This window comes from Flavobacterium sp. Root186 (genome assembly GCF_001428525.1).
In the GTDB taxonomy this organism is placed as follows: Bacteria; Bacteroidota; Bacteroidia; order Flavobacteriales; family Flavobacteriaceae; genus Flavobacterium.
Genome location: NZ_LMHW01000010.1, coordinates 1 through 23,298, shown reverse-complemented (window position 1 = coordinate 23,298; position 23,298 = coordinate 1). Strand labels below are relative to the sequence as shown.

The window sequence follows — 23,298 nt, the reverse complement described above, 5'->3', positions numbered from 1 at the left end:
TATGTTACTAATATAAAAACATTTCTTTTAAAAATTATCAAATAGATTTTCAATGTCTTGTACACTTTTGGCTCCTGCTGGCTCGAGCGTCTCGCTCATGAACACACACGGTTAGGCACGAACGAGAAGCTCATTTTTTTCTTAATTCATTTTTCGAAATATATTCTACTCAAATGGTATTTCAAACCAAACTAGAGAATCATAATCTAAGTATAAATCAGCCAAAAAATCACCTTCTTCATCAGTATTCATTAAAAGGCTTTCACGTTGTATTTCACCATTCTTAATAATTAGTATAATAATTTCAGAAAGCGGATAAGAACTGCCCGGATCTTCAGTATAAAGCACAATAAAACTATCAATTTTAAATTCTTCTACAATGGTAATTATTTCTTTTCCCATTAAAGACAAATTTGCTTTATTAAAAATTAAATTATTAATGGTTTCATAAAGACTAAATTCATTTTTAGCATCTTCAATATTTCCTTTTAATGAAAAATGCGTATAATCTTTGTTACAAAAGTGCTCATATTTATCCGGTATTTGACCTATCAAATCCTTTGTTATTAATTGTGCATTAATCTTATATCCAAAGAATTTCATATACAACTACAATTTATTTTTTTAATAAAACTAAGCCAAAATTAAATGATTTCAACTTGTAATTTTCAATTATTCTAATATAGATATTTTGTAATGAATTAAAACAAACACAAAGCATTGTCATTTCGACTGAAAGGAGAAATCACACTCGACAATCGACAAAGATTGACGATATACTTTGCAGAATTTCTAGTGTGATTTCTCCTTTCAGTCGAAATGACAAGATTGTGTAACTTCCAAAAATTAAAAACAAAAAAGCAAATTCATTTGCATATTGTTGTCGTGTATATTATATTTGCGACAACAATTTAATTTTAGAAAAAATGAGAGAACTTACATTTGCATCACTACAGGTAAAAAATTTAGAAGCATCAAAAGACTTCTACGAAAAGAAATTAGGGTTTGAAGTTGGAAATACTAATCCGCAGGCTTGTATTTTTAAATACGACGAAGGAAAAGCAAGTTTTGCTATTCGTACTCCGCTTGAACCTTTAGAAGATCGAGAATTAGGAGTTGGCGTAGCGCTTTGGTTTGCTGTTACCCAAAATGTAGACGAATTAAAAGAGAAATTTATCGAAAACGGAATAACAACAGCGGGACCAATTATAGAAACTCCGTTTGGAAGAGCTTTTCACGTAAAAGACCTTGACGGTTATAAACTTACTTTTTTGCAGACAAAATAAAAGTCAATATCAGTAATTTTAGAACAGATTAAGGAAAAAAAAAATTCCGTTATCTAATCTACTAAAGGTTCTGATGGCTATCTTTGAAACCAATAAACTTGATTTTTAATACTGACACAAATGCTTCAACATTATTATGGCTAAGGAAATTAATTTTCATTTTAAAAGTCCAAAAGACAGCCCCGGGTATTTACTTGGACAACTAACAATGCTTTGGCAGCGCAAACTAAAAAAAGTTTTAGATCCGTTAGATTTAACGCAGACTCAATTTGTATTATTGGCTGCTTTGGGCTGGCTTTCAAAAAAAAGCAATTCTGTAACACAAATTGACATTGCGAACCAAAGCAATGCCGACAGAATGATGGTATCAAAAGTATTGCGAACGCTGGAAGAAAAAGGTTTTATTACAAGACATGAACACGAAACTGATACAAGAGCAAAAACTATTCGATTAACGAATATAGGCGAAACAATTTTGCAAAAAGCTCTTATTGAAGTAGAAAATGCCGATCTTGATTTCTTTTCTTCTTTAGATGAAAATCTTCCGTTGTTTAATTCTAATATGGCAAATCTTATTGATAGAAATAAAACAGAGTAAAAGTGCTTCGGCATAATACTTTCAATCCGCTTGATAAACATCTAAAAAGCCCCATTATTTCTAATGGAGCTTTTTTATTTATCAAAATTCTCAAAATGAATTTTCTACTTAAGAAGTAATGCTAAGCTTATATCCCTTTCCGCGTATAACAACAATTTGGACATTCGGATCATATTCCAGTTTTTTTCTAAGTTTTGATATGAACATATCCAAACTGCGGCCTACAATAACACCTTCATCTTCCCATATCTCTTTTTGTAGTCGGCTTCTCTCTATGATCTCGTTAGGAGACAATGCAAAAATGAGCAATAAACGGGTTTCTGTTCCGGTGAGGTCTAATGTCTTTTCATTTATGATCAGCTTACGGTTCTTCGCATCAAAAACTACCGAACCTAAAGTGAACAAACTAGCAGAATCGTTAGGTAAAGTTACTTTCGGCTTAGCAGACCTAAAAAAAATAAATCCAACAAATGCTAAAAATGACAAGCCGCCAACCAAAAAATATTTATTCTTTGCTGTATATATACCCAGTGGTTTAAATTTGATATTAATCATGTAACACGCTTTGGGCTGTTTTCTTCCTTTACATGGCACAATATCATCTTTCTTATTTTCTGATATAGCATATCCATAAGCTACACTTGTATTTCCACAGTTCACTACGTTTACAACATAATCACGTGCGAGTGGATCTTGAGCTAACAAACGCTGCGTAATATTGACCAAAGAGTCCGTTTGAAAAGTAAACTCATTCTCGAACATGATTTGGTATTCATTTTCAGCAATCTTTTTTACGGGAAGAACCTTGGATGTTTTATCTCCCGATTGTAAAAGTAGTTCATGACCAATTCTCCGAAGCAAAATTTCCCTTCTTGCGATAACAAACTCGTCACTATCATTCTTACTGAAAGCTACGCAGATTGCAGATATAAACAAAAGCAGTATCAATCCAAAGATGTACTTGCCTTTTACGGATAGGAGATTTTGACTATGATGCATAGTGTCAAGTTTTTATTTACAAAGTTTACATTTTTATTTACAATCTAAGTTACTCAGGCTGAAATATATCAAAGTAATTTTGCTACACCAACCTTAATAAGGAGGTAAAAAATAAAAGAATGCCTTACATGAACGAGATTTATCAGGAGATAAATCTATTTTAATTAAACCTATAAAAAATATGAAAAAAATCATTTATGCGGTGATCTTACCGCTGGTTGTAGTAAGTGGACTAGTATTTGTAAATTGTGAAATTAAAAATGAAACTTCTAAAAAACCAATCCAAAAAACACTCTCTATTGCTGAAAGGAGAGCCAAATTGAAAAAATGGGAAGCAACTCCAGATGGTGTAAAGTTCAAAAACTGGGAAATGTCTCCCCAAGGTAAAAAAGTGCTTGCCGGCGCTGCTAAAATAAGCAAGCATACCCATGACTTTACCAATATGGAGGCTGTTGTAACTTCTCTTTCTCTTCCGCCCGGATCGCTATTAGGTTTCGGAGTGATGGCCAGGATTGATGGTGAAGATTATATTCTGAGATTTGAGCCGGAAAAGTCCCAACTTCAGCAATTGTACAGTCTGAAAGTTAACGACACAATAATTTTAAAAAGCCATGGTGTATCATATGCACCCAAGTATTCGTATCCAATAATATCGGGCAGCTATGTAGAACGAGATAATAAAGTACTTTATAAACGTGTCCCTCGCAAAGGCGGCTGCTAAGTAATAAATTAGATATATTCACGTATATACCTTATGAATAAAAAGTAAACAATTTTAATTACTGCTTTCTTCTTAGGTTGCCGTGAACCTGTAAAAGAGGAACGAGAAATCGCACATGAAATTCTGCAAAGTATGTCGCCAATTTTTGTCGATTCCCGAGTGCGATTTCTCCTTTCAGTCGAAATGACAAGATTGTGTAAAGATCTTTGCTTGATTTAAGTTCCAAAAATAACCTCTCGAAACAGAAACTCCATTAAAACAATGGAGTTTTTTTATGTCTTTATTTTTTCATTATGTTTCACTTGCTGCTATCACAACTTCTAAAACCCAATAATAATTTTTAACTATATTTGACATAGATTGTTTTGTTTGGCAGCTTTTTTGCTGAGAAGAAAATCAAATCATCAAACCCAAATCTTAAAAATGAAAACAAACCTAATAACTCTTTTGTTTGTATTTGCTGTTATAAATACGTTTGGGCAAACGCCCGCCGCATCAAAAACTACAATTACGAATAATAAAACTTTACCGCCTGGTGAGCAGGTCACGAATAAAGCTGTAAGCGCGCTTAAAAAAGTTCCTTTAGACGAAGCATCAATTTTAATTTATGATTACGACGGTGCTCTCTTTTCATACGATTTAGAATCTGAACAAATTGGCTGGACTGTAAAAGCTACAAATCCTTATACCGAAATGTGTGCCAATAAAGTAACCATATCTAACGGCGTTGTATACATTCCGTTTATAAACGGTGAAATTGTTGCGGTAGACAACCAAAGCGGTGATGTATTTTGGAAATCAAGATTAGGAAATGTCACAGATCAAATTGTTCTTAAAGACCAGGCTCCGGTTGTAAATAATGGAAAGCTGTATATAACGGCTCAAAATCAAAACGGAAGCAGTAACATTTATGCTCTTGATACAAAAGATGGCAGTTTAGCATGGACTTACAAGCTGGATACTCCAACTAACGACATTCCGGTGCTTTTTTTTAATAACAAAGTTTTTGTTCCAAGTGCATCTAATTTATATGTTTTTGATGCCAATACAGGAAAAGTTCTTACTCAAAAAAGCTTTGACCAAAGTATGCACAGCAAACCTGTAACCGATGGTGAAAATATATTTATGGCAAATGAAAAAGATGTACTTTTTGCCTTAACTCCAGATAAACTTGACGTTTTATGGCAATTTAAATTACCAGAAGATCAATATAATATTAAGGAACGCATCTTTAGCAAAGACAAAAAATTATATCTTGCAGCACAAGGCACAACAGTTTCTTCTGTATATGCTGTAGATTCAAAAACAGGAACCCAAATTTGGAAAAGGGATTTTAAAGATGATAATGTCGAATACATAACTGAAGACAGTGATAATATTTGGGGCTATACTAAAAAAGGAAGGCTTTTTCAACTAGACATAAACAATGGCGAAATAGCATTCGAACTAAAATTAACAACCCAGCCTATTTCAAATATTGAATTTCCGGTTGATGATACTATCTTTTATTATTGTGATGCCGGTTTAATTAAATTTGATTTAAGCACCAAAGATGAAGATTTATATTATATGCGAACTTCTATTAAAGATGATGTTTATACCGCATTTCTAAAAATAATTAGATAAAATAGAAAACTCCAAAGTCATTTGATTTTGGAGTTTTTCATTTAAAAGATATTCTCTATTATTTCATCAGGCTGATATTGGTTAAACCGCCATCAGATAAGATTTCAGTCCCAACTATAAAAGCAGAATCATCTGATGCCAGAAATACAGCAGCATTTCCAATGTCAGATGGAAGACCTTGTCTGCCTACCGGAGTAATGTCTATCCACATTTGTTTTACAGCATCCAAGTGTTCTTCCGGCACGATTTTTCCAAATACAGGTGTGTCTATAGACCCGGGTGAAAGTGTATTCACACGTATTTTTCTTGGCAATAAATCTAGTGATAAACCTTTTGCCAATGATATAATTGCCGCTTTTGCTGCAGAATAAATAGCCATTCCCGGCGCAGCGCGATGTGCCGCACTCGAACCAATTAATATGATTGATGCACCATCATTTAAATATGGAAGTGCTTTTTTAACGGTAAAATAGGAACTTTTCAAATTCAAATCCATGTATTGGTCATAACCTTCTTCGGTAATATTTTCGATATCAGCCATAGGAACTCCGTCGACAACACCGCCGGCATTTACTACCAATACATCTATATTTCCGAATTTTTCAGCCGTTTTTTTAAATATGTTTTCTAAGTCATCGCTTTTGGTTACATCACCCGCAATACCTATAAAATCTGATTTTAAAGCTGCTACAGCATTATTTAATGTTACTTCATTTCTTCCGGTTATTGTTCCAGAAGCACCTTCATTTTTGAATGCCTCTGCAATGCCAAAACCTATTCCGCTATTACCTCCAGTAATTACGGCTACTTTATTTTTTAATTTACTCATTTTGTTCTTTTAAAAATTAGAAATAATTATAATCCGAAAATTCCTCCCGAAACAGAAATTTTCTCTCCGGTAATCCATCCTGAATCGTCAGAAGCCAGAAATACGGCTACTTTTGCAATATCTTCCGGCTGTCCGGTACGTCCAAGAGGTGTGCTGGCAACAAATTTTGTTTCGGCTTCACTGCCAATAAAACCTGCAGAATGTGAACCTTCTGTTTCTACTATTCCCGGTAAAATAGAATTGATTCTGATATTTCTTCCGATAAATTCTTTAGATAAAGAAATCGTAATGGCGTCTAAAGCTGCTTTTGTTGCAGAATATACAGATCCTGTTGGAAGAGGTGATTTTCCCGCTTCAGAACTAATATTGATAATATTTCCGCCTTTTTCTCCAAACAATTTTAAAGCTGCCTGTATGGAAAGTAATGATCCTAAAACATTGATATTAAATTGCGAATGGAAAGATTGTGCAGACAACTCTTCAATTGGCGCATATTGGTAAATTCCTGCATTGTTTACCAAAATATCTAATGTCCCAAAAGCATTTTTTGTTTCTTCAAAAAGTCTGTTTACATCAGATTCATTTGAAACATCGCCCTGAACTGCAATTGCTGTTCCTCCGTTATCTTTTATTGCTTTTACTACTTTGTCTGCGTCATCTTTACTTGATGCGTAATTCACTACAACTTTTGCACCTTCTGCTGCAAAATATTTAGCAATAGAAGCGCCAATTCCTTTTGAAGCGCCTGTAATTATTGCTACTTTATTTTTTAATTTGCTCATTTTTATAATTTTAAATTATGTTTACTGATGCAAATTTATGCTAGTTTAATTTATTTTAGTAACTTTGTAACCAAAAGTAACAGTAACCTTGAAGTAACAAAGTAACCTTATGGAATGTAATTTACGCGAGAAAGAGAAGCACAAAAAGGAGATGATGGCAGTGCAGGATTCAATGGATGTATTGAGCGGAAAATGGAAAATATCTATTATTTCTTCTATTTGTTATTATAACGAAAGAAGGTTTTCGGATATCCTGAATGATGTTGTTGGCATTTCAAACAAAATGCTGAGTAAGGAATTAAAAGAATTGGAAATAAATAAACTAATTAAAAGATTGGTTCTAGACACGCAGCCCGTAAGTGTTCATTATGTACTTACAGATCATGGAAAAACACTGCAGACAATTATTAATAATTTGACTGATTGGGGGATTGAACATCGAAAAAAAATTATTGAGGAATAACCTTTGAGGTTTTTTATTAGATATGAGTATAATCCCTACGGGATATTCTTTATTGGGGTCTTATTCTTTCCTACCGATATTTAATTTCTACGAAATACTCCGTTAGGAGTTAAATGTCGGTAGAAAACAACAATCAATGCGAAATATTTGTCCAGTAGGGACTAGACAAATATAGTACACATGTATTTCAATAATTCCCATGTTCTTCAAAATCAATGTAACAATCAAACAAGATTATCATTCTTTGTTTCATGATATTACAATAATCTAAATAGTAGTTGTAATCAAACCAATCATCTCTTAAACGGGTTAAAATCCATAGAGATTCTTCTTTCTTAAAAATTTCCCAGGCGTTCTGAGATTTTATCAGAGCTTTTTTCTGAGTTTCTGTTGACTTCGTCTTTAATAATTGATAGTATTTATTAATTATTTTTTCATACCTGCTTGTCACATGTTTAACTAAATCAACTTGTTGTTTATAATTTACAGGAACTTTCCTGTTCTTATTTCTAAAATAATATCCAATTCTAAAAGTGTCAATTGCAAAATCTGAATACAATTTCTTTGTAAATGGATTCATTACATTTGATTCAACTAAGGATTTTAAATCAGGTATTTTAGATTCAATTTGTGAATTAATAAATTCATCACTATTTTCTTTTATATCATTTTGTGAAAAGCAGGCAGTTAAGCAAAAACTAAAAATAAGAACGAGTATATTTTTTATCATTTGGTTGGTTTTATATATAATCCCTACGGGATATTCATTTATTGGGTTCTTGCTCTTTTCTACCGACATTTAACTCCTAACGGAGTATTATTCGTTTATTGGATCTTCTTTTTCTACCGATATTTAATTTCTACGAAATACTCCGTTAGGAGTTAAATGTCGGTAGAAAAAAATAATCATTGCGAAATTTTTGTCCCGTAGGAACTAAACTAGTAATAATCCGTTTTTTAAAATTATCATCGCATGAACTAATTTATTCCCCTATTTTTCTAGTTATATCACCTTCAAACCATTCAGGAGAACTATAAAACTTAAATTTTGTCTTATATTCATTTCCGTTAATTTCAATAATTTCATTGTAAATAGTATCCTTGTTCATTTCTTCAACGAATTTTGAATCATTTATAACTTCTTTTCCTTTTAAAAGTTTACGATCAAACATTATAAAAGCGCAATTATTCAACCATGTTATTCTGTATCGTGCTACCATTCCAGAATCCACAACTGTTTCTGTTTGATAATGATTATCTCTTTCTATTAGAATTTTACCAACATATTTGCTTTGATACTCAAATTTTCCCGTTTTAAATTTATCACATTCTAATGATGAACAACTAGAAAAAATCAAGGTAATTATAATTATATATCTCATTCTTTTTTATTTTAAACTTTCTGCAAAACTTTAATTGGAACTAATATATTAGAAATATCTAAATAACCTCACCCCTCCACCAAACAAATCTCAAAAACAGTTTTCCCATTCTCAGTTTTAAACGAAACATAACCTCCATGCGCTTCAATAATATTTTTAGAAAGCGTTAAACCAATTCCGGCGCCTTCGTTTCTCGTGGTGAAGAAAGGCAGGAAAACTTTATTTTCTATCTCTTTTTCGATTCCGTTTCCGGTGTCGGTGATCTTAATGTAAGTTCTGTTTTCTTTGGCTTCAGCCGAAATTAGAATTTGTTTTTGAGTTGCATTTTTTAATGCATGAACAGAATTCGTTAAAAGATTAATGACAACCTGTTCCGTTTGCTGCGGGTCGACATTAATTGGGCGTTTTAGGGAAATTGAGTTTACGACTTCAATTTCGTCTTTTTTAAATAACGGATTCATGATTTGCAGACAATTTGCAATCAAAAGCTGGAGCTCTATTTTTTGTTTTTTTGGAGATGGAAGCATGGCTAATTTTCGATAACCTTCAACAAATTTCTGCAAATGATCGCTTCGCCTTAACATGGTTTCGACGCTGTTTTTGATGTCTTCTAAATCTTCTGCCGACAGCGAATCCTGTTCTACCAAATCCTGTAGGTTTTGACAAATGGAACGAATTGGCGTTATCGAATTTAAAAGTTCATGCGAAATCACTTTCATCAAATTAACCCACGCATCTTTTTCTTTTTTCTCTACTACATTTTGGATAGAATCAAGTAAAACGATACAATACTCCTGTTCAAAAATCTCTGTTCTGGAGGCCTGCAAAACAAATGTTTGTGCGGTTTGTTCGTTTATACTAATTTCAACAGACGTTTTTATTTCATGAAAATCATCTTCTTCAATAATTTCACAAAGTGATGGTAATTGATTTTTAAGATATTTCCACTTTGAAACTTTAGGAACATTAAAATGAGACGAGAAATAATCGTTCATTAAAAATATATCCCAATCCTTTTCCTGTTTTTCTAAAATGATAATTCCGGTTTCGATATTATTTAAAATAGAGCGGTAAATAATATCTTTTGAAATCTGCTCGTTTTGTCTACTTTTCAGCGTATCGTACAATTGAAACAAGTCGCCATAATTTCTATTGGCTTTATGTTTGGTAAAATCTGATGAAAAATCATTCTGCAGTATCGAAGAAATCGTTTTATCGTAAAGCAAAACAAAATTGCGAACATAAAAATACATTTCCCGAATGAGCAGAAAAACAATAAAAAAGCCAAATATCCCTGTAAAAAGCAAATTGATTTTAAGGAAATAAATTGAAATTTCGATTCCCAAAACAATAGCGATTAATCGAAAAAAAAGCAGTTTATAAGTTTGCAGTGTTTTAAACATACTAATTAATATTGATATTATATTTCTCTAAACGTCTGTACAAAGAACCTCTTGACAATCCCAGTTCATCGGCAGTTTTACTGATATTATTACTATGCTTAAGAAGTGCTTTTTCAATCGTCGCTTTTTCTACAGAAGAAAGCTGAATATCATCTGGGTTTTCATCATAAGCTGTTATGGTTTCTAAATCTAAATCTGAAACCGTGATTGTGTTGTTTTCACAAAGAATAACAGCCCGTTCAATTTTATTTTCCATTTCTCGAATGTTTCCATTCCAGGCGTGTTTTTCAATTTGTTCCAAAACCTTTTTATCAAAAGTAATTTCACTTCTTCCGTATTTTTCAATCATTTTATCCAGAAGATATTCTGCCAGCGGAATTTTATCTTCGTTTCGTTCCCGCAGCGGCGGAAGTAAAATTTCCATTGTATTGATTCGGTAATACAAATCTTCCCTGAAATTTTTATCAGCAACTTCTAACTTCAAATTTAAATTGGTTGCCGTAATAATTCTAACATTCAAAGGTCTTGGTTTGGTTTCGCCCAATCGGGTTACGGTTTTGGTTTGAATAACCTGTAATAATTTAGATTGCAAATGCAGCGGAACATTTCCTATTTCATCCAAAAAAACAGTTCCGTTTTGCGCCATTTCAAAACGTCCGGGCGTATCTGTTTTTGCATCGGTAAAAGCCCCTTTTGCATAACCGAATAATTCACTTTCGAAAATATTCGAATTCAATGAACCTAAATCTACGGCTACGAATGGGCTGTTTTTTCTCTCGGACTGGCTGTAAATATGATGCGCCAGAACAAATTTTCCAGTTCCGTTTTCTCCAAGAATCAAAACATTGGCATCGGTTTTAGCTACTTTATCGGCGAGCGAATATGCTTTTTTTATTATTTCAGAAGTACCGGCAAAAAAGTCATTATCGGTTTCAATCTCTTTATTCTTTTTTTGTTCTTTTCGGGATTTGTCAACGGCTTGTTTTACAGATTCCAAAAGTTTTTTGTTTTCCCAGGGTTTTAAGATATAATCAAAAGCACCCGATTTTAATCCTTCAACCGCAGTTTCTACTTTTCCAAAAGCGGTCATTAATATTACAACGGTTTTCGGCGAAAGCGTTTTTATTTCTTTTAGCAGGTACAAACCTTCTCTCCCATCTTCAAAACCTATTCTGTAATTCATATCGAGCAAAACGACATCGATGGCATTTTTTGACAATAATTCGACTATTTTTTTCGGATTATTGAGTGTGTGAATGTTCTCAAAATACTTTTTCAGGTATACTTTTGATGCAAAAAGTATGTCTTCCTGATCGTCGATGATTAATATTGATGCGTTTGTCTTTTTCATTTTTGTTCGGTTTTGGACAAAAGGTGTCCAATTGTGGACACTATAGATTTTTTTCGGAAAATAAAATTTTAAAAATAAGGCAGTTACAAGGTTTAAATTTTTGGCACGAAAATCACATTTAGACTTGTAAATCATTAATTATTAACGTCTTCTTGAAGTAAAAATAGCAAAATAAATATCCATAAACCGCATTGTTAATTATCTTAATTTTCGGGTGTGTTTCTTTTACTTCAGAAGTCAAAAAAATCAGAAAACGAATATCAATCAAACATTAAAAAATCAATTATGATTACGATCAAAAAACTTTCTAAAATTTTTAGAACCGAAGAAGTAGAAACAAATGCTTTAAGTGAAATTTCATTAACCATAAACGAAGGCGATTTTGTCTCCATTATGGGGCCATCCGGCAGTGGAAAATCAACTTTATTAAATATCATCGGATTATTAGACAGCGCTTCTGGCGGAAGTTATGAATTGCTGGGACAGGAAATGATTGGCCAGAAAGAGAAATTAAAATCGAAAGCCAGAAAAGAAAACATTGGGTTCATTTTTCAGAATTTTAATTTAATTGATGAATTATCGGTTTATGATAATATCGAACTGCCCTTGATTTATAATAATGTTTCATCATCTGAAAGGAAGAAAAAAATAGAGCATATTGCAGGTATTTTAGGTATTTCACATCGTTTAAAACATTATCCGCAACAGCTTTCAGGAGGTCAGCAGCAGCGTGTAGCCGTTGCAAGAGCTTTAATAAATGACCCGAAAATTATTCTTGCCGATGAGCCTACAGGAAATCTGGATAGTAAAAATGGTAATGAAGTAATGGAATTATTGACAGATCTTCATGCCAGCGGTTCCACAATTTTGATGGTTACGCATTCTGATTATGATGCTTCTTTTTCGCAGAAAATAATCTTAATGAAAGATGGAGTTATTCTTTCAGAGAAATTAAATCAGAGAAATGTAGATGTATTAGTAACTTCTAGAAACTAAGGTCATGCTGAAAAATTGGATTAATGTTTTTACGTATCATATAAAAAACAATAAACTGTTTACGGTTTTGAATGTTTTAGGATTAAGTATTGGAATTGCAGGTTTAATTTTTGCGATTTTGTATTGGAACGAGGAGTATTCATATGATAAATGGAATCCCGAAAAAGATAAAACGTATATCGTTCTAAATGATATTGGAGGCGGAAGTGTCTGGGCTACAAATTCGCCTGTAACTGCTCCGGCTTTAAAATCTTCTACTTCTTATTTAGAAAATTATTGCTATTTCAGAACATATTATACTAAGGAAATTATAGCCTATAATGGCAAATTAGAATTAGTAGATAAGATTTTTTCTGCGCAAAGCAGTTTCTTTTCTTTTTTCCCTTTTGAATTTATTCGCGGCAATAGAAAAACGGCCATTCACGATCGCAATAGTATTGTTTTATCTGAAGAAACCGCAGCTCGTTTGTTTAAAGATGAAGACCCAATGGGAAAACAAGTTAAGTATGCAGACCGTTTTTTTGTTGTTCGCGGAATTTATCGGTTATCTGGAAAATCGGCCGTTATGCCTGCAGCCGTTACCACTATAGTTGAGGATGATTTAGAAAAAAACAGAGAAAACTGGGGTTTCAGTTATGGTTTAATACTAAAACTAAAAAAACAAAGTGATACGACTGCTGTTGTCAAAAAATTAGATGAAATTTTTATTGAGCAAAACTATAAAAAACAGGCTCAGGAAGAAGGTTTGTCGCTTGATGCTTTTATAAAAATGTATGGTGATCCTGTAAAGGCGCAATTGCTTCCTTTGAACGGATCGAGACTTTATTGGGGAAATTATCCTTTTCCGGAAGGGACTGGAAATCTTCAGTTTTTACGAATATTAATGGGTTTATCAATACTTATTTTATTGTTGTCGATTGTAAATTATATTAATCTGGCGACGGCAAACGCAGTCAAACGCGCAAAAGAAGTTGGTGTTCGAAAGATTGTGGGAGCCACAAAATTTCAAATTATTGCCCAATTTGTATTTGAAACAATATTAATTACACTTTTTTCACTTTTACTTGCACTAGTAATTGTAGAGCTTTCGCTGCCTTTTTACAACTCTTTTTTAAATAAAAATCTGGTTCTTATTGGAGCTCAATTTTACCTGCAGTTAATTTTAATATTCTTTCTTGTTGTATTTGTTTCCGGAGTTCTTCCTGCAGTATATATCTCAAACTTTGAAGTATTGAAAGTTTTAAAAGGAAATTTTTCGAGAAGTAAAAATGGTGTCTGGCTTCGCAATGGTATGTTGATCCTTCAATTTGCAATAGCAGCCTTTTTTATTATTGGTTCTTTTATCGTTTACAAACAGGTAAGTTATATGGCCGAAAAGGATTTGGGTTTTAAAGGCGCGCAGGTTGTGGATATTTCTTTTAAGCCAAAAAAAGGAAAAGAACAATTTGAAAGATATAAAACTATAAGACAAGAGCTTTTAAAAATAAACGGTATTGAAGCGGTTTCTACCGGATCATTTTCTATTGGAAGCGGCAATAATTCATGGTCGGGCATGCATTATAAAACAAATAAAGAAGTTATAACTCAGCAAATGGGAATTGATTTTGGGCTTTTGGAAATTCTGGGAATAAAGATAGTTAAAGGAAGAAATTTAAGTGATAAATTGGCATCTGACAGTATTTCGAATGTTTTGCTAAATGAAACGGCCGCTAAAACACTGCAAGAAAATGATCCTTTAAATAAAGAAATAACCTGGGATAACCAAAAATTTAAAGTAGTTGGGATTGTAAAGGATTTTAATTACTTCGGTCTGGAACATAAAATTGCCCCAATGATTTTCTTCCATATCAATACAAGCAATTCTTCGCAGGAAGAAATCAAAACTATTTCTGTTAAGATTGCACCACAGGAAATGTCTAAAACTATCGCCGCTCTGGATAAATTTTGGAGAACAAAAGTGGATACCGAATATCCGTTCGAATATAATTTTGTCGACACAAACTTTGCCCGAACGTATAAAAAGTATGAAAACCAAAGTAACTTATTTTCACTTTTAAATGGAATTGTAATTCTAATTGCTGTTTTCGGATTATTTGCTTTGGCTTCTTATTCGATGGAAAGGCGTTTGAGAGAAATTGCAATCAGAAAAACTTTAGGTGCAGAAACAGATGTTTTATTAAAAGAATTGTCGAAACAATATGTAGTTTTCTGCATAATTGGTTTCTTAATCGGAGTAATTCCGGCTTACCTCTTACTGCGAAAATGGCTGGAAGATTTTGCTTTTAGAATTGATATTCCATTGCTTCCATTTTTAGCTGCGTTTGTATTTTTAATGCTTCTGACTTTAGCCATTGTTTTAGCAAAAGCGTATCAGGTAACGAAAATTGATATTTTGAAATACTTAAAATACGAATAGATAATTTTTTAAAATACTTTGACATTATTATTTCAAATTAAAAAACGAAAGACTCCAATAGAAATATTGGAGTCTTTTTATGTTAATAGACAGCTATTTTACCAAGGACTTACTCCTGTTTCATCTTCAATATCATTACTAAAGAATTGTCCAGTTGGCCCGTTTTCATCTGTTACGGTATGTTTGATAATAAACGATGCTGCACTTTCAACAGTTCCCGGTCCATTATGATGATTGAAATCTGTTGCGGTATAACCCGGATCGATTGCATTTATTTTAAAAGAGAAATCTTTTAGTTCATAAGCCAATACAATGGTATATGCGTTTAATGCTGCTTTTGAAGTTCCATAAGCTGCCGATTTAAAATCGTAGTATTTCCATGATGGGTCACTATGCAAAGTCAAAGAACCAAGTCCCGAAGTAATATTACTGATTCTCGGGCTGTTTGATTTTTTAAGTAATTCCAAAAAAACCTGAGTAACACTTATAACACCAAAAAAATTTGTTTCAAATACATCTTTAATGTCTTTGACGCTGGTATCCGAAGCGGTTTGAGGAAACTGACCGCCGCTTATTCCCGCATTGTTAATCAGGATATCTAATTTTCCCTGCTCGCTTTCTACAATATTCTTTGCTGCTAAAATGGATTCTGGATTGGTAACATCAATCTGAATGGCTTTGATGTTTTGAAAACCATCTTTGTTTAATTGTTTTACAACTTCGTTTCCTTTTTCAAGATCACGGCTTCCTAAATAAACAAACAATCCTTGCTTTGAAAGTTGTTTTGTTATTTCTAATCCTATGCTTCTGTTTGCTCCTGTTATTAATACTGATTTCATTTTTTAATTGTTTTAAAATTATAATACAAAGTTGGTTACTTTGAAAATGGAATCATTTGTCATTTGGCAAAAAGCAATTTTAACTGATATTTTTTCTAATTCTGCTTAATGAGGATTGTGTAATTCCTAAATAAGAAGCCACATAAGATAACGGAATGCGATTGATTACATTTGGATAAATTTTCAGAAACATTAAATAACGGGTAGTGGCATCTTCTGAAACCAGCGGACTTCTTCTTTCTACTTTTTGTCTCAATGCTTTTGAAATAATTCTGTGCACAATAGCATCCCAGCCAATTATTGTTTCTAAAAGTTCCCTCCAGTCTTTTTTAGAAAAAACCAGCAGTTTACAATCTGTTATCGCCTGCACATAAGCATTCGAACAAATATCATTGTCGAAACTTTCCATGTCAACAACCAGATTATTTTCGTCGATAAAATATTTGGTAATTTCTTCGCCTCTATTGTTGTAATAACAAACGCGGGTAATTCCGTCTAAAACAAAACCAACCTGCTGGGCAATTTTTCCAGCTTCCGAAAAATATTCATCTTTCTGAAGTTCTAATACAGTTGTTTTACTTGCAATTAAATCCAGCTGATGCTGATTTAAAGTTCCAAATTGCAATATATAATCTATAAATTCTTTCATAGAGGCAAGTTAATCAAAGTTATTGGTGCACAATTTGTCATTTGGCAAAAACGATTCAAAACATAAAAGTTATTTTCCGAGCAAATTTTCGGTGCTGGATAAAAATTCTTCCGTTGCTTTTTCAATATCGATATTCATTCTTTCAGCCAAAACGGTCAGCCACCAAATCGATTCTCCTAATTTATGTTTGAGTTCTTGTTCTGTATTTCCTTTTGGCCATCTTCCCTGCTGCGACATTACGTTACGTCCAACTAAACCGGCATCTGTTAAAAATGCTAGTGCATCTTCTTCTATTGTCCATTCACTTCCGTGATGAGATAATTCTAATTCGTGATAACACTTTCTTATTTCTAAAGAACGTTCTTTTAGCTGTTCAAAATTTATTGATGCCATAATTTAATTTTTATTGAATTGTTCCTGAAATGCGACTGGACTTAAATTTGTTTTTTTCTTAAATAATTTATTGAAAGACTGCGGATGCTCAAAACCTAATTTATAGGCAATTTCAGATATTGAAAAAGTTCCTTTTGTGATATAATCTTTTGCTTTTTCTATCAATTTATCATGAATAAACTGCTGTGTATTTTGTCCGGAAAGATTTCGAAGTAAATCACTTAAATATCTGGCAGACAAACCTAATTCATCTGCAACAAATTGTACGGTTGGCAAACCATTTTCAAGAGGTTTTTCGTTATTAAAATAATCTTCTAATAAAATTTCTAGTTTCGAAAGCACATCATTATTAATCGCTTTTCGGGTAATAAACTGTCGGTTATAAAAACGATTACTGTAATTAAGTAAAAGTTCGATTTGCGAAATAAGCACGTCCTGGCTAAAATTATCAATTCGTTCCTTCAGCTCATTTTGAATATTGGCAAAAACGTTTAAAATGGTTTCTTTTTCATTTTCAGATAAATACAAAGCTTCAGATGCCGTATATGAAAAGAATCCGTATTTTTTAATATTCGTATTTAAAGTATACGGCCGAATAAAATCGGGATGAATATTTAAGGACATGCCGCTGTAATCGGCCTCTTCTTCCTGCATTTTTAAAACTTGTCCGGGTGAAATAAATGACATTCCCCCTTCTTCAAAATCATAAAAACCATGACCATACCTAAGTTTTCCCGAAAAACGAGTTTTAAAAGAAATTTTATAAAAATCTAAAATAATTCCGTTTTCAAAATCTTTTGGATCAAATACAGCTTCACCATAATTCAAAATACTAATAAGCGGATGCATGGGCTTTGGCTGTCCCATAGCTTTATGCAATTCTGAAATGCTGTTAAATATTTTAGGCTGGTTTTTCATTTTACAAATTTATAAAATGTTCAACTGGTGCAATGTTCCAGCTCACTGTGCTTTGATCAATCATGTCGTGTACAGCAGAATCGCTAAGTTCTGTCATTAATTTATGCATCGCATCTGTACCTTCTGCTGTGCTGTTCCAAACCAACATATCGTAAACCATTCCTTTTTTTAATTCAAAAATTGTTCTGGAACGAAATCCTTTTTGACGTTTTAAAAATTCGTCAATTTCTTTGTTTGCTTCAATAAATTGCTGCGTTGTAAAACCATTTAATTTAAAAGTTGTCAATTCTATTGCTTGATTTTTCATCTTGTTTTAAATTAGAAAGTAAACATTGCTTTTATGTTCTGCACTTGAGTTTCGGCACCATTCTTTAATCTTTCATCGTACAAAGCATTGGCATCATTTCCGGCTATATATCGCAACTGATTTTTATTATCTGTCGCCGCTTCGTATATAATTTGAGCAACATCTTCGGCATTTGTATAATTCTCTAATTGTTCTGCACTATAACCTTTACTTACTTCTGCAGTTAATTTTTCATATGCTGCGTGTTGCCCGACTTCCATAGAACGAATTGCAAAATCGGTTTTCATGCCGCCCGGAGCGACAACTTTAACCTGAATTCCAAATTGAGTTAATTCTGATGCAAGGCTTTCTGAAAAACCATCTACACCAAATTTTGTTGCACTGTAAATAGAACAAGTCGGAAATCCGATTAATCCGAAAGTAGAAGTAACATTTATAAAAGTACCGCTTTTTTTCTCACGAAAATGAGATGTAAAAGCTTTTGAAACTCTGATAACTCCAAATAAATTAGTAACAATCTGACGTTCGATTTGAATTTCGTTTAAAGATTCTAAAGCACCAATTAACCCATATCCTGCATTGTTTAATACAACGTCAACAGAGTATTTCTCCGTAATATTTTTTATTGTTGCTGTAATTTGTTCTGAATTTGTAACGTCAAGCGGGAGTACAATTACGTTTTTTAATAAAGTTAATTCTGTTTCCTTTTCCGGATTTCGCATAGTAGCGATTACCTGCCAGCCTTTGCTTTGAAATAATTTTGATGCTGATTTTCCTAAACCAGTTGAAGCTCCTGTAATAAAAATTGTCTTTTGCATTTTTAATTGTTTTAAAATTATAATGCAAAGATCAGCCGAAGCCTGAAGTTGTTTTTAGTCATTTTGGATAATTAGTTAGCCAAAATGACGATTACGAAATAAATTAGTCACCACCGCAGCCACCGCATGAACTTCCACAAGAACTCCCGCATGAGCTACCTCCAGAATTTCCGCATCCAGAACCACTGTCTGATGATGTAAAATTGTTATTTGCAGGCATGACCAAAGGCATAAAAGAAGCTGTCAGACCTCCGTATAAAAAATAATTCCACTGCCAGTCTTGTTCAACATTAGTATTACTTTTTCCTTCTTTAAAAGAGGAGTGAATTGTATGAAAAAATAAATAGTTCACTACTTTCTTATAGTAACGATAAGAGATCGCTGCTAAAATTATGGTTATAATAACAATATTAGTTATAGCCTTTCCTCTAGAAACTCCTGTAATAATTCTGCTAAAGCCTATATTTAAAAGAAGTCCAAAAACTACCAACGCTACTTTTATGATAAATAAAAATTGCTTAGAATCTAAAATCGTTTCTCTAATTTTTTCAACTCCTTTTTTTAATTGTTGAAATATTTGTTTGTTTATAATTAACTGATGTAACTGTAGATAAGGTATTAAATCATATTCTTTCATGATCTCAATAACACAATTTTCATATTGATTATTTGTTAGCGTATCATCGATTAAGTTTAATTTATTGCCTGTAACCTGAATTCTTCTATTTTCAATTAAATTATTTACGACTCCATGAATTACATAGTCTAGATTATTTTTTTGAAAGAAGACCAATTCTAAAGGTGTGAGATTGCTAATGATTAATTTCGACTTAATTTTTTCAATCAGCGAATCACAAGTTTTCTTAACAAATTGCATCAATAAAAAGGTTACCAAAGCGAACAAAAATATGTAATACCATGCAAAATATGGATTACCAATTTGAATCAAAATTGGTTTTATAAGAAGAGAAATGGGAAAACTTAAAAGTATAAATGCTCCTAAAAAAATTATTTTTAATATTCCGAGATTATAATTAGCGCTGTCTAGTTGGAGTGAATCCATTGAATTTCCAAAAGTCCAAATTTCTTCTGGCTGCTTTCCAAAATTTAATTCATATAAGTTTTTAGTAACTTCTTTTGCTTTATGGAATTTCTCGTGTTCAGCTTTATTATGTGTTGACGGAATATGTTCAATTCTTTTTGTCAAAATTGTACATAGATCAGAATAGGAATTTGTAAAAATTAAATGCTGATGCCACACAATATCTACAATTTCTGAAGGTGAAACCATTTCGTTGGAAGTTGCTGCCAGATACATGAATTTTTTATATTCTAAAATCGCTGTTTTAGTAAAATAAATAGTCCAACTATTTTCGAATGCTAATCTTGTTGAAAATCCGTATTGATCATTTGGTTTGTCGAGATCAAAATTTTCGATTTGATTCCAAAGTTGTATATCCATAAAAAATTAAAGTTCTTTCGTTAAACGATCTAACTCTTTTAATAAAGTTGGAATTCTGAATTCGCCAGACATACTTTCTACTTTTTGAAAAGCTTCTTCCAAATCAATTCCAATAGATGTTATAAATAAAGGTTTAGCACTGTCTCCTCTGAGCAAAGCTTTTTTATCTTTTTCGATACTGGCAAAATTGGTTTTGGCTACACCAATAATTGGAATCTGTTTATTTAGCTTTTCATATAAATACCCGCCTAAACCATATTTTTTATCATCATCTAAATACACAAATCCGTCTACAATAATGGCTTCAATATTTTTCAAATCAATTTGATCTAGTAAGCTAAGAATACACGGAAGTTCTCTCCTATAAAACTCTCCTGGAATATATTCTGAAACATTATCAATTATTTCTGTGTGAACTTTAAAATTTTTATCTTCATTCCATTCCTTAAATTCAAGGCAGACTGTTTTTGCTTTATTATCAAAATAATAAGTATCGAAGGCTAATATCATATTTATTTTTACTCTTTAAACTCTTAATAAACCTCGAAAACCTCTCGCTGCGTAATACGAATCGGCACCATTGTGATATACAAAAACAGTATCATAGCGGAAATCTGAAAAAATAGCACCACCCAGTTTTCGAATATTTGCAGGAGTTAAAATCCAGCTTGAAGTTTTAGTATCAAATTTTCCGAGTTTTTGAAGTTCTCGATATTCTTCTTCATTCAAAATTTGAATTCCCATTTCAGAAGCCATGTTTACAGCACTGTCTTTTGGCTTATTTTCTTTTCTTTTTTCTAATGCTTCGTGATCGTAACAAATACTTCTTCGCCCTTTTGGACTTTCTGCAGCACAATCATAAAAAATATATTCTCCTGTTTTATCATCAAAAGCAACGACATCCGGCTCGCCTTCTGTTCGTTCCATTTCGTCAAGAGACCAGATTTTTTCAGGATTAGCTTCGAGCTTAGCCAGAACTTTTGACCACTCAATATTTTTATGGCGATGTTTATTGTTTTCAAAACGTGCTTCTAAAACACTTAACAATGATTCTTGCTGCTCTAAGGATAATTTATATTTTTGATTATTCATGACTTTTGAATTAATTATTTGGAAATAAATTCTGAAAGATATTTTTCAAGCTTTTCAATATTCTCTTTTTGCCCCTGATCTGCTTTGTGTGCTTTTACAACAATATCAAACATTTCTTGAGAATCAAATAAAAAGGACCAGTCTAAAAAAGTTTCAGAATTTTTAGACTCAAATAAAACAGTTGTAATAAAATGCGGATTGAAATGTTCAAAGATAATTTTCTCAAATGGGATAATTTCTTTAAAAATACTTCTGTTTGGATAATTTTTTCCATCAGGTCCGTGCATTGTTAAATTCCACTCGCCTTCTTCTTGAAAATCCATTTTATGAATTGTATTAGTAAAACCGTTTGGTCCCCACCAATTTGCAATATGTTCAGGGTTTGTCCAAACTTCCCAAACTATATCCGTTGGTGCCTTAAGCAATATTTTACTTTGAAGTCTTCTATTTTCAATATTATTATTTTTGCTTTCCATACTTTCTTAACTCATTTAATCATTCAAACCCTTACCCTCTAAAATATTTGGAATATTTTTTTCTACTCTCGTTTCTCTGGTTTTGGATTGTTTTGGTTGAGAGAAATGTAAAAGATAGGCTCTCTGTCTTCCAGGCGTAAGTGCCGAAAAAGCTTTTTGTAAATCTGGCATTACATCTAATTTTTTCTGGAATTCTTCAGATACTTCAAATTCAGAAGTCTTTTTCAGTTCTACTTTCAAACCAGCTTTCTCGATTTCTATCGCTTGATAAATATATGTTTTTAATACATCTTTTAAGTCAACAATTTCTTTAAGATTAGTAAATCGTATTTGTCTTGCCGCTTGTACATTCTCAGATTGTTGTATTAAAATACCATCTGTGTCTTTTAACAAAGCGCCTTTAAAAAACAAAAAGGCACAATACTCTTTAAAAGCATGAATTAAAACAACATTAGCTTTTTGAAAAGTATAACAAGGAACTCCCCATTTTAATTCTTCGCTCAATTGACATTCGCGGGCAATTTTTCGCATTAAAACTAATTCTTCCTGCCATTTCTTGACTTCATCAAAAAAGAAATCAACATTTGGGTTTGCATTAACTTGTGACATCTCATTTTTTTTAAAATTACTCTTTCACAATAGAAGAAAGATTTTAATTTAAAATTAAGACATTTTTTTGATTTAACTATAAATTTAAAAGTCTAGCAAACTAGAAAAATATCTCATTTAATGGCAAAATAGAAACGAAAAAATCTTTCAATCTTACAATTTAGCAAGCAAAAAATAAGATTTAAGACGTTATTTGTTGACGAATGCACTCTATATTTCAAAAAAAAGACATTCTAAAACATGTTGATATAAAAAAATATCCCTCCCAGCCTGATCTTTAAAATACTGCCAGCGTTTTCCACCGCTGGAAATCCATAATTATAAAAGCCCTTAGGTCATCTCAGTAATCAAAATACGATTGGATTTCCGGGATATAGGCTCAGATATTGGATATTGATAAACCTATCGCTTGCTTGGTAAGACAAAAGTATTATATAAAAAAAAATCCTCATCAAAAAAATGATGAGGATTCTTAAAAGAAAGGCGACGACATACTCTCCCACAATACTGCAGTACCATCTGCGCAGGCGGGCTTAACTACTCNGGAATACCAGAAACGTTGACAGAAGCAGAGACATTACAATAAAATAAAAAAAAATCCTCATCAAAAAAATGATGAGGATTCTTAAAAGAAAGGCGACGACATACTCTCCCACAATACTGCAGTACCATCTGCGCAGGCGGGCTTAACTACTCTGTTCGGGATGGGAAGAGGTGAGCCCCGCCGCAATAACCACCTTAAGGTTGTTAATCTAAAGTCACAAGTCTTAAAGTTGTCAAGTCTTTCGACTTTTGACTTTAATCTTTCGACTTAAAGACTGCTCTGCGTCGAGCTAATATYTTAACATACTGAGATAAAGAAAAGTAAATATATTTTAGAAAG

26 protein-coding genes and 1 rRNA gene are annotated in these 23,298 nt (G+C 32.4%); 7 read left to right on the top strand and 20 right to left on the bottom strand.

Annotation, left to right across the window (positions count from 1 at the left end; genetic code table 11):
• Positions 1-165: 165 nt before the first annotated feature.
• Positions 166-603: a hypothetical protein gene (locus ASD98_RS03635; protein ID WP_056200368.1), complete on the bottom strand. Its 438-nt coding sequence runs from the start codon at positions 601-603 to the stop codon at positions 166-168.
• Between the two features lie 323 nt (positions 604-926).
• Here ASD98_RS03635 and ASD98_RS03630 point away from each other — a divergent pair, with 323 nt between their 5' ends.
• Together ASD98_RS03630 and ASD98_RS03625 are read left to right on the top strand one after the other, a co-directional pair.
• Positions 927-1,286 (top strand): VOC family protein, encoded by a 360-nt coding sequence (locus ASD98_RS03630; protein ID WP_056200364.1) that lies wholly within the window; start codon positions 927-929, stop codon positions 1,284-1,286.
• 136 nt (positions 1,287-1,422) lie between these two features.
• Positions 1,423-1,884 (top strand): MarR family winged helix-turn-helix transcriptional regulator, encoded by a 462-nt coding sequence (locus ASD98_RS03625; protein WP_056200361.1) that lies wholly within the window; start codon positions 1,423-1,425, stop codon positions 1,882-1,884.
• Between the two features lie 108 nt (positions 1,885-1,992).
• Here the strand turns inward: ASD98_RS03625 and ASD98_RS03620 are convergent, their stop codons facing one another.
• Positions 1,993-2,883: a winged helix-turn-helix domain-containing protein gene (locus ASD98_RS03620; RefSeq protein ID WP_056200358.1), complete on the bottom strand. Its 891-nt coding sequence runs from the start codon at positions 2,881-2,883 to the stop codon at positions 1,993-1,995.
• Positions 2,884-3,064: 181 nt separating this feature from the next.
• On the opposite strand from ASD98_RS03620, the gene ASD98_RS03615 reads away from it, so the two are divergent.
• Positions 3,065-3,604 (top strand): hypothetical protein, encoded by a 540-nt coding sequence (locus tag ASD98_RS03615; RefSeq protein ID WP_056200355.1) that lies wholly within the window; start codon positions 3,065-3,067, stop codon positions 3,602-3,604.
• A gap of 423 nt (positions 3,605-4,027) precedes the next feature.
• Positions 4,028-5,230, top strand: coding sequence for a PQQ-binding-like beta-propeller repeat protein (locus ASD98_RS03610; protein ID WP_056203152.1), 1,203 nt, complete (start codon positions 4,028-4,030; stop codon positions 5,228-5,230).
• A gap of 58 nt (positions 5,231-5,288) precedes the next feature.
• Here ASD98_RS03610 and ASD98_RS03605 read toward each other — a convergent pair whose 3' ends face one another.
• Together ASD98_RS03605 and ASD98_RS03600 are read right to left on the bottom strand one after the other, a co-directional pair.
• On the bottom strand, positions 5,289-6,059 hold the full coding sequence (locus ASD98_RS03605; protein ID WP_056200352.1) for an SDR family NAD(P)-dependent oxidoreductase: 771 nt from the start codon (positions 6,057-6,059) through the stop codon (positions 5,289-5,291).
• 26 nt (positions 6,060-6,085) lie between these two features.
• The gene (locus tag ASD98_RS03600) at positions 6,086-6,841 is read right to left on the bottom strand and encodes an SDR family NAD(P)-dependent oxidoreductase (RefSeq protein ID WP_056200349.1); all 756 of its coding nucleotides are present in this window, start codon (positions 6,839-6,841) and stop codon (positions 6,086-6,088) included.
• 109 nt (positions 6,842-6,950) lie between these two features.
• On the opposite strand from ASD98_RS03600, the gene ASD98_RS03595 reads away from it, so the two are divergent.
• On the top strand, positions 6,951-7,304 hold the full coding sequence (locus ASD98_RS03595) for a helix-turn-helix domain-containing protein (protein ID WP_056200345.1): 354 nt from the start codon (positions 6,951-6,953) through the stop codon (positions 7,302-7,304).
• Positions 7,305-7,491: 187 nt separating this feature from the next.
• Here the strand turns inward: ASD98_RS03595 and ASD98_RS03590 are convergent, their stop codons facing one another.
• From ASD98_RS03590 to ASD98_RS03575, 4 genes are all read right to left on the bottom strand, one after another.
• The gene (locus tag ASD98_RS03590) at positions 7,492-8,034 is read right to left on the bottom strand and encodes a DUF1311 domain-containing protein (RefSeq protein WP_128414779.1); all 543 of its coding nucleotides are present in this window, start codon (positions 8,032-8,034) and stop codon (positions 7,492-7,494) included.
• Between the two features lie 253 nt (positions 8,035-8,287).
• Positions 8,288-8,686: a hypothetical protein gene (locus ASD98_RS03585; RefSeq protein WP_056200340.1), complete on the bottom strand. Its 399-nt coding sequence runs from the start codon at positions 8,684-8,686 to the stop codon at positions 8,288-8,290.
• Positions 8,687-8,754: 68 nt separating this feature from the next.
• On the bottom strand, positions 8,755-10,089 hold the full coding sequence (locus ASD98_RS03580; RefSeq protein ID WP_056200337.1) for a PAS domain-containing sensor histidine kinase: 1,335 nt from the start codon (positions 10,087-10,089) through the stop codon (positions 8,755-8,757).
• A 1-nt stretch (position 10,090) separates the two neighbouring features.
• Positions 10,091-11,440, bottom strand: coding sequence for a sigma-54 dependent transcriptional regulator (locus tag ASD98_RS03575; protein WP_056203149.1), 1,350 nt, complete (start codon positions 11,438-11,440; stop codon positions 10,091-10,093).
• A gap of 285 nt (positions 11,441-11,725) precedes the next feature.
• Here ASD98_RS03575 and ASD98_RS03570 point away from each other — a divergent pair, with 285 nt between their 5' ends.
• Together ASD98_RS03570 and ASD98_RS03565 are read left to right on the top strand one after the other, a co-directional pair.
• A complete protein-coding gene (locus ASD98_RS03570; RefSeq protein WP_056203146.1) occupies positions 11,726-12,436 on the top strand; it encodes an ABC transporter ATP-binding protein in 711 nt (236 codons plus the stop codon).
• Positions 12,437-12,440: 4 nt separating this feature from the next.
• Positions 12,441-14,852, top strand: a complete 2,412-nt coding sequence (locus ASD98_RS03565) for an ABC transporter permease (RefSeq protein WP_056200334.1) — start codon at positions 12,441-12,443, stop codon at positions 14,850-14,852.
• Between the two features lie 98 nt (positions 14,853-14,950).
• On the opposite strand, the gene ASD98_RS03560 is transcribed toward ASD98_RS03565, so the two are convergent.
• The 12 genes from ASD98_RS03560 to rrf all read right to left on the bottom strand — a co-directional run bounded on the left by ASD98_RS03560 (position 14,951) and on the right by rrf (position 23,156).
• The gene (locus ASD98_RS03560) at positions 14,951-15,691 is read right to left on the bottom strand and encodes an SDR family oxidoreductase (RefSeq protein WP_056200331.1); all 741 of its coding nucleotides are present in this window, start codon (positions 15,689-15,691) and stop codon (positions 14,951-14,953) included.
• Between the two features lie 79 nt (positions 15,692-15,770).
• The gene (locus ASD98_RS03555) at positions 15,771-16,340 is read right to left on the bottom strand and encodes a Crp/Fnr family transcriptional regulator (RefSeq protein WP_056200328.1); all 570 of its coding nucleotides are present in this window, start codon (positions 16,338-16,340) and stop codon (positions 15,771-15,773) included.
• Positions 16,341-16,409: 69 nt separating this feature from the next.
• Positions 16,410-16,733, bottom strand: a complete 324-nt coding sequence (locus ASD98_RS03550) for a hypothetical protein (RefSeq protein ID WP_056200326.1) — start codon at positions 16,731-16,733, stop codon at positions 16,410-16,412.
• 3 nt (positions 16,734-16,736) lie between these two features.
• A complete protein-coding gene (locus ASD98_RS03545) occupies positions 16,737-17,651 on the bottom strand; it encodes an AraC family transcriptional regulator (protein WP_056200324.1) in 915 nt (304 codons plus the stop codon).
• A 1-nt stretch (position 17,652) separates the two neighbouring features.
• The gene (locus tag ASD98_RS03540) at positions 17,653-17,958 is read right to left on the bottom strand and encodes a hypothetical protein (protein WP_056200320.1); all 306 of its coding nucleotides are present in this window, start codon (positions 17,956-17,958) and stop codon (positions 17,653-17,655) included.
• Positions 17,959-17,969: 11 nt separating this feature from the next.
• Positions 17,970-18,776, bottom strand: a complete 807-nt coding sequence (locus ASD98_RS03535; RefSeq protein WP_056200318.1) for an SDR family oxidoreductase — start codon at positions 18,774-18,776, stop codon at positions 17,970-17,972.
• A gap of 103 nt (positions 18,777-18,879) precedes the next feature.
• Positions 18,880-20,238 (bottom strand): hypothetical protein, encoded by a 1,359-nt coding sequence (locus ASD98_RS03530; RefSeq protein ID WP_056200315.1) that lies wholly within the window; start codon positions 20,236-20,238, stop codon positions 18,880-18,882.
• Between the two features lie 6 nt (positions 20,239-20,244).
• Entirely contained in the window at positions 20,245-20,748 is a 504-nt protein-coding gene (locus ASD98_RS03525) for an endonuclease V (RefSeq protein ID WP_056200313.1), read from the bottom strand.
• 15 nt (positions 20,749-20,763) lie between these two features.
• The gene (locus tag ASD98_RS03520) at positions 20,764-21,330 is read right to left on the bottom strand and encodes a DUF4256 domain-containing protein (RefSeq protein WP_056200310.1); all 567 of its coding nucleotides are present in this window, start codon (positions 21,328-21,330) and stop codon (positions 20,764-20,766) included.
• A 14-nt stretch (positions 21,331-21,344) separates the two neighbouring features.
• The gene (locus ASD98_RS03515; RefSeq protein WP_056200308.1) at positions 21,345-21,806 is read right to left on the bottom strand and encodes an SRPBCC domain-containing protein; all 462 of its coding nucleotides are present in this window, start codon (positions 21,804-21,806) and stop codon (positions 21,345-21,347) included.
• Positions 21,807-21,821: 15 nt separating this feature from the next.
• The gene (locus tag ASD98_RS03510; protein WP_056200305.1) at positions 21,822-22,415 is read right to left on the bottom strand and encodes a YdeI family protein; all 594 of its coding nucleotides are present in this window, start codon (positions 22,413-22,415) and stop codon (positions 21,822-21,824) included.
• Between the two features lie 631 nt (positions 22,416-23,046).
• Positions 23,047-23,156 (bottom strand): 5S ribosomal RNA (rrf, locus tag ASD98_RS03505).
• Positions 23,157-23,298: the final 142 nt, after the last annotated feature.

Bases quoted from the DNA above. Each gene is read 5' to 3' on its own strand.
- ASD98_RS03635 (WP_056200368.1), bottom strand. From the start codon at position 603: ATGAAATTCTTTGGATATAAGATTAATGCACAATTAATAACAAAGGAT.
- ASD98_RS03630 (WP_056200364.1), top strand. From the start codon at position 927: ATGAGAGAACTTACATTTGCATCACTACAGGTAAAAAATTTAGAAGCA.
- ASD98_RS03625 (WP_056200361.1), top strand. From the start codon at position 1,423: ATGGCTAAGGAAATTAATTTTCATTTTAAAAGTCCAAAAGACAGCCCC.
- ASD98_RS03620 (WP_056200358.1), bottom strand. From the start codon at position 2,883: ATGCATCATAGTCAAAATCTCCTATCCGTAAAAGGCAAGTACATCTTT.
- ASD98_RS03615 (WP_056200355.1), top strand. From the start codon at position 3,065: ATGAAAAAAATCATTTATGCGGTGATCTTACCGCTGGTTGTAGTAAGT.
- ASD98_RS03610 (WP_056203152.1), top strand. From the start codon at position 4,028: ATGAAAACAAACCTAATAACTCTTTTGTTTGTATTTGCTGTTATAAAT.
- ASD98_RS03605 (WP_056200352.1), bottom strand. From the start codon at position 6,059: ATGAGTAAATTAAAAAATAAAGTAGCCGTAATTACTGGAGGTAATAGC.
- ASD98_RS03600 (WP_056200349.1), bottom strand. From the start codon at position 6,841: ATGAGCAAATTAAAAAATAAAGTAGCAATAATTACAGGCGCTTCAAAA.
- ASD98_RS03595 (WP_056200345.1), top strand. From the start codon at position 6,951: ATGGAATGTAATTTACGCGAGAAAGAGAAGCACAAAAAGGAGATGATG.
- ASD98_RS03590 (WP_128414779.1), bottom strand. From the start codon at position 8,034: ATGATAAAAAATATACTCGTTCTTATTTTTAGTTTTTGCTTAACTGCC.
- ASD98_RS03585 (WP_056200340.1), bottom strand. From the start codon at position 8,686: ATGAGATATATAATTATAATTACCTTGATTTTTTCTAGTTGTTCATCA.
- ASD98_RS03580 (WP_056200337.1), bottom strand. From the start codon at position 10,089: ATGTTTAAAACACTGCAAACTTATAAACTGCTTTTTTTTCGATTAATC.
- ASD98_RS03575 (WP_056203149.1), bottom strand. From the start codon at position 11,440: ATGAAAAAGACAAACGCATCAATATTAATCATCGACGATCAGGAAGAC.
- ASD98_RS03570 (WP_056203146.1), top strand. From the start codon at position 11,726: ATGATTACGATCAAAAAACTTTCTAAAATTTTTAGAACCGAAGAAGTA.
- ASD98_RS03565 (WP_056200334.1), top strand. From the start codon at position 12,441: ATGCTGAAAAATTGGATTAATGTTTTTACGTATCATATAAAAAACAAT.
- ASD98_RS03560 (WP_056200331.1), bottom strand. From the start codon at position 15,691: ATGAAATCAGTATTAATAACAGGAGCAAACAGAAGCATAGGATTAGAA.
- ASD98_RS03555 (WP_056200328.1), bottom strand. From the start codon at position 16,340: ATGAAAGAATTTATAGATTATATATTGCAATTTGGAACTTTAAATCAG.
- ASD98_RS03550 (WP_056200326.1), bottom strand. From the start codon at position 16,733: ATGGCATCAATAAATTTTGAACAGCTAAAAGAACGTTCTTTAGAAATA.
- ASD98_RS03545 (WP_056200324.1), bottom strand. From the start codon at position 17,651: ATGAAAAACCAGCCTAAAATATTTAACAGCATTTCAGAATTGCATAAA.
- ASD98_RS03540 (WP_056200320.1), bottom strand. From the start codon at position 17,958: ATGAAAAATCAAGCAATAGAATTGACAACTTTTAAATTAAATGGTTTT.
- ASD98_RS03535 (WP_056200318.1), bottom strand. From the start codon at position 18,776: ATGCAAAAGACAATTTTTATTACAGGAGCTTCAACTGGTTTAGGAAAA.
- ASD98_RS03530 (WP_056200315.1), bottom strand. From the start codon at position 20,238: ATGGATATACAACTTTGGAATCAAATCGAAAATTTTGATCTCGACAAA.
- ASD98_RS03525 (WP_056200313.1), bottom strand. From the start codon at position 20,748: ATGATATTAGCCTTCGATACTTATTATTTTGATAATAAAGCAAAAACA.
- ASD98_RS03520 (WP_056200310.1), bottom strand. From the start codon at position 21,330: ATGAATAATCAAAAATATAAATTATCCTTAGAGCAGCAAGAATCATTG.
- ASD98_RS03515 (WP_056200308.1), bottom strand. From the start codon at position 21,806: ATGGAAAGCAAAAATAATAATATTGAAAATAGAAGACTTCAAAGTAAA.
- ASD98_RS03510 (WP_056200305.1), bottom strand. From the start codon at position 22,415: ATGTCACAAGTTAATGCAAACCCAAATGTTGATTTCTTTTTTGATGAA.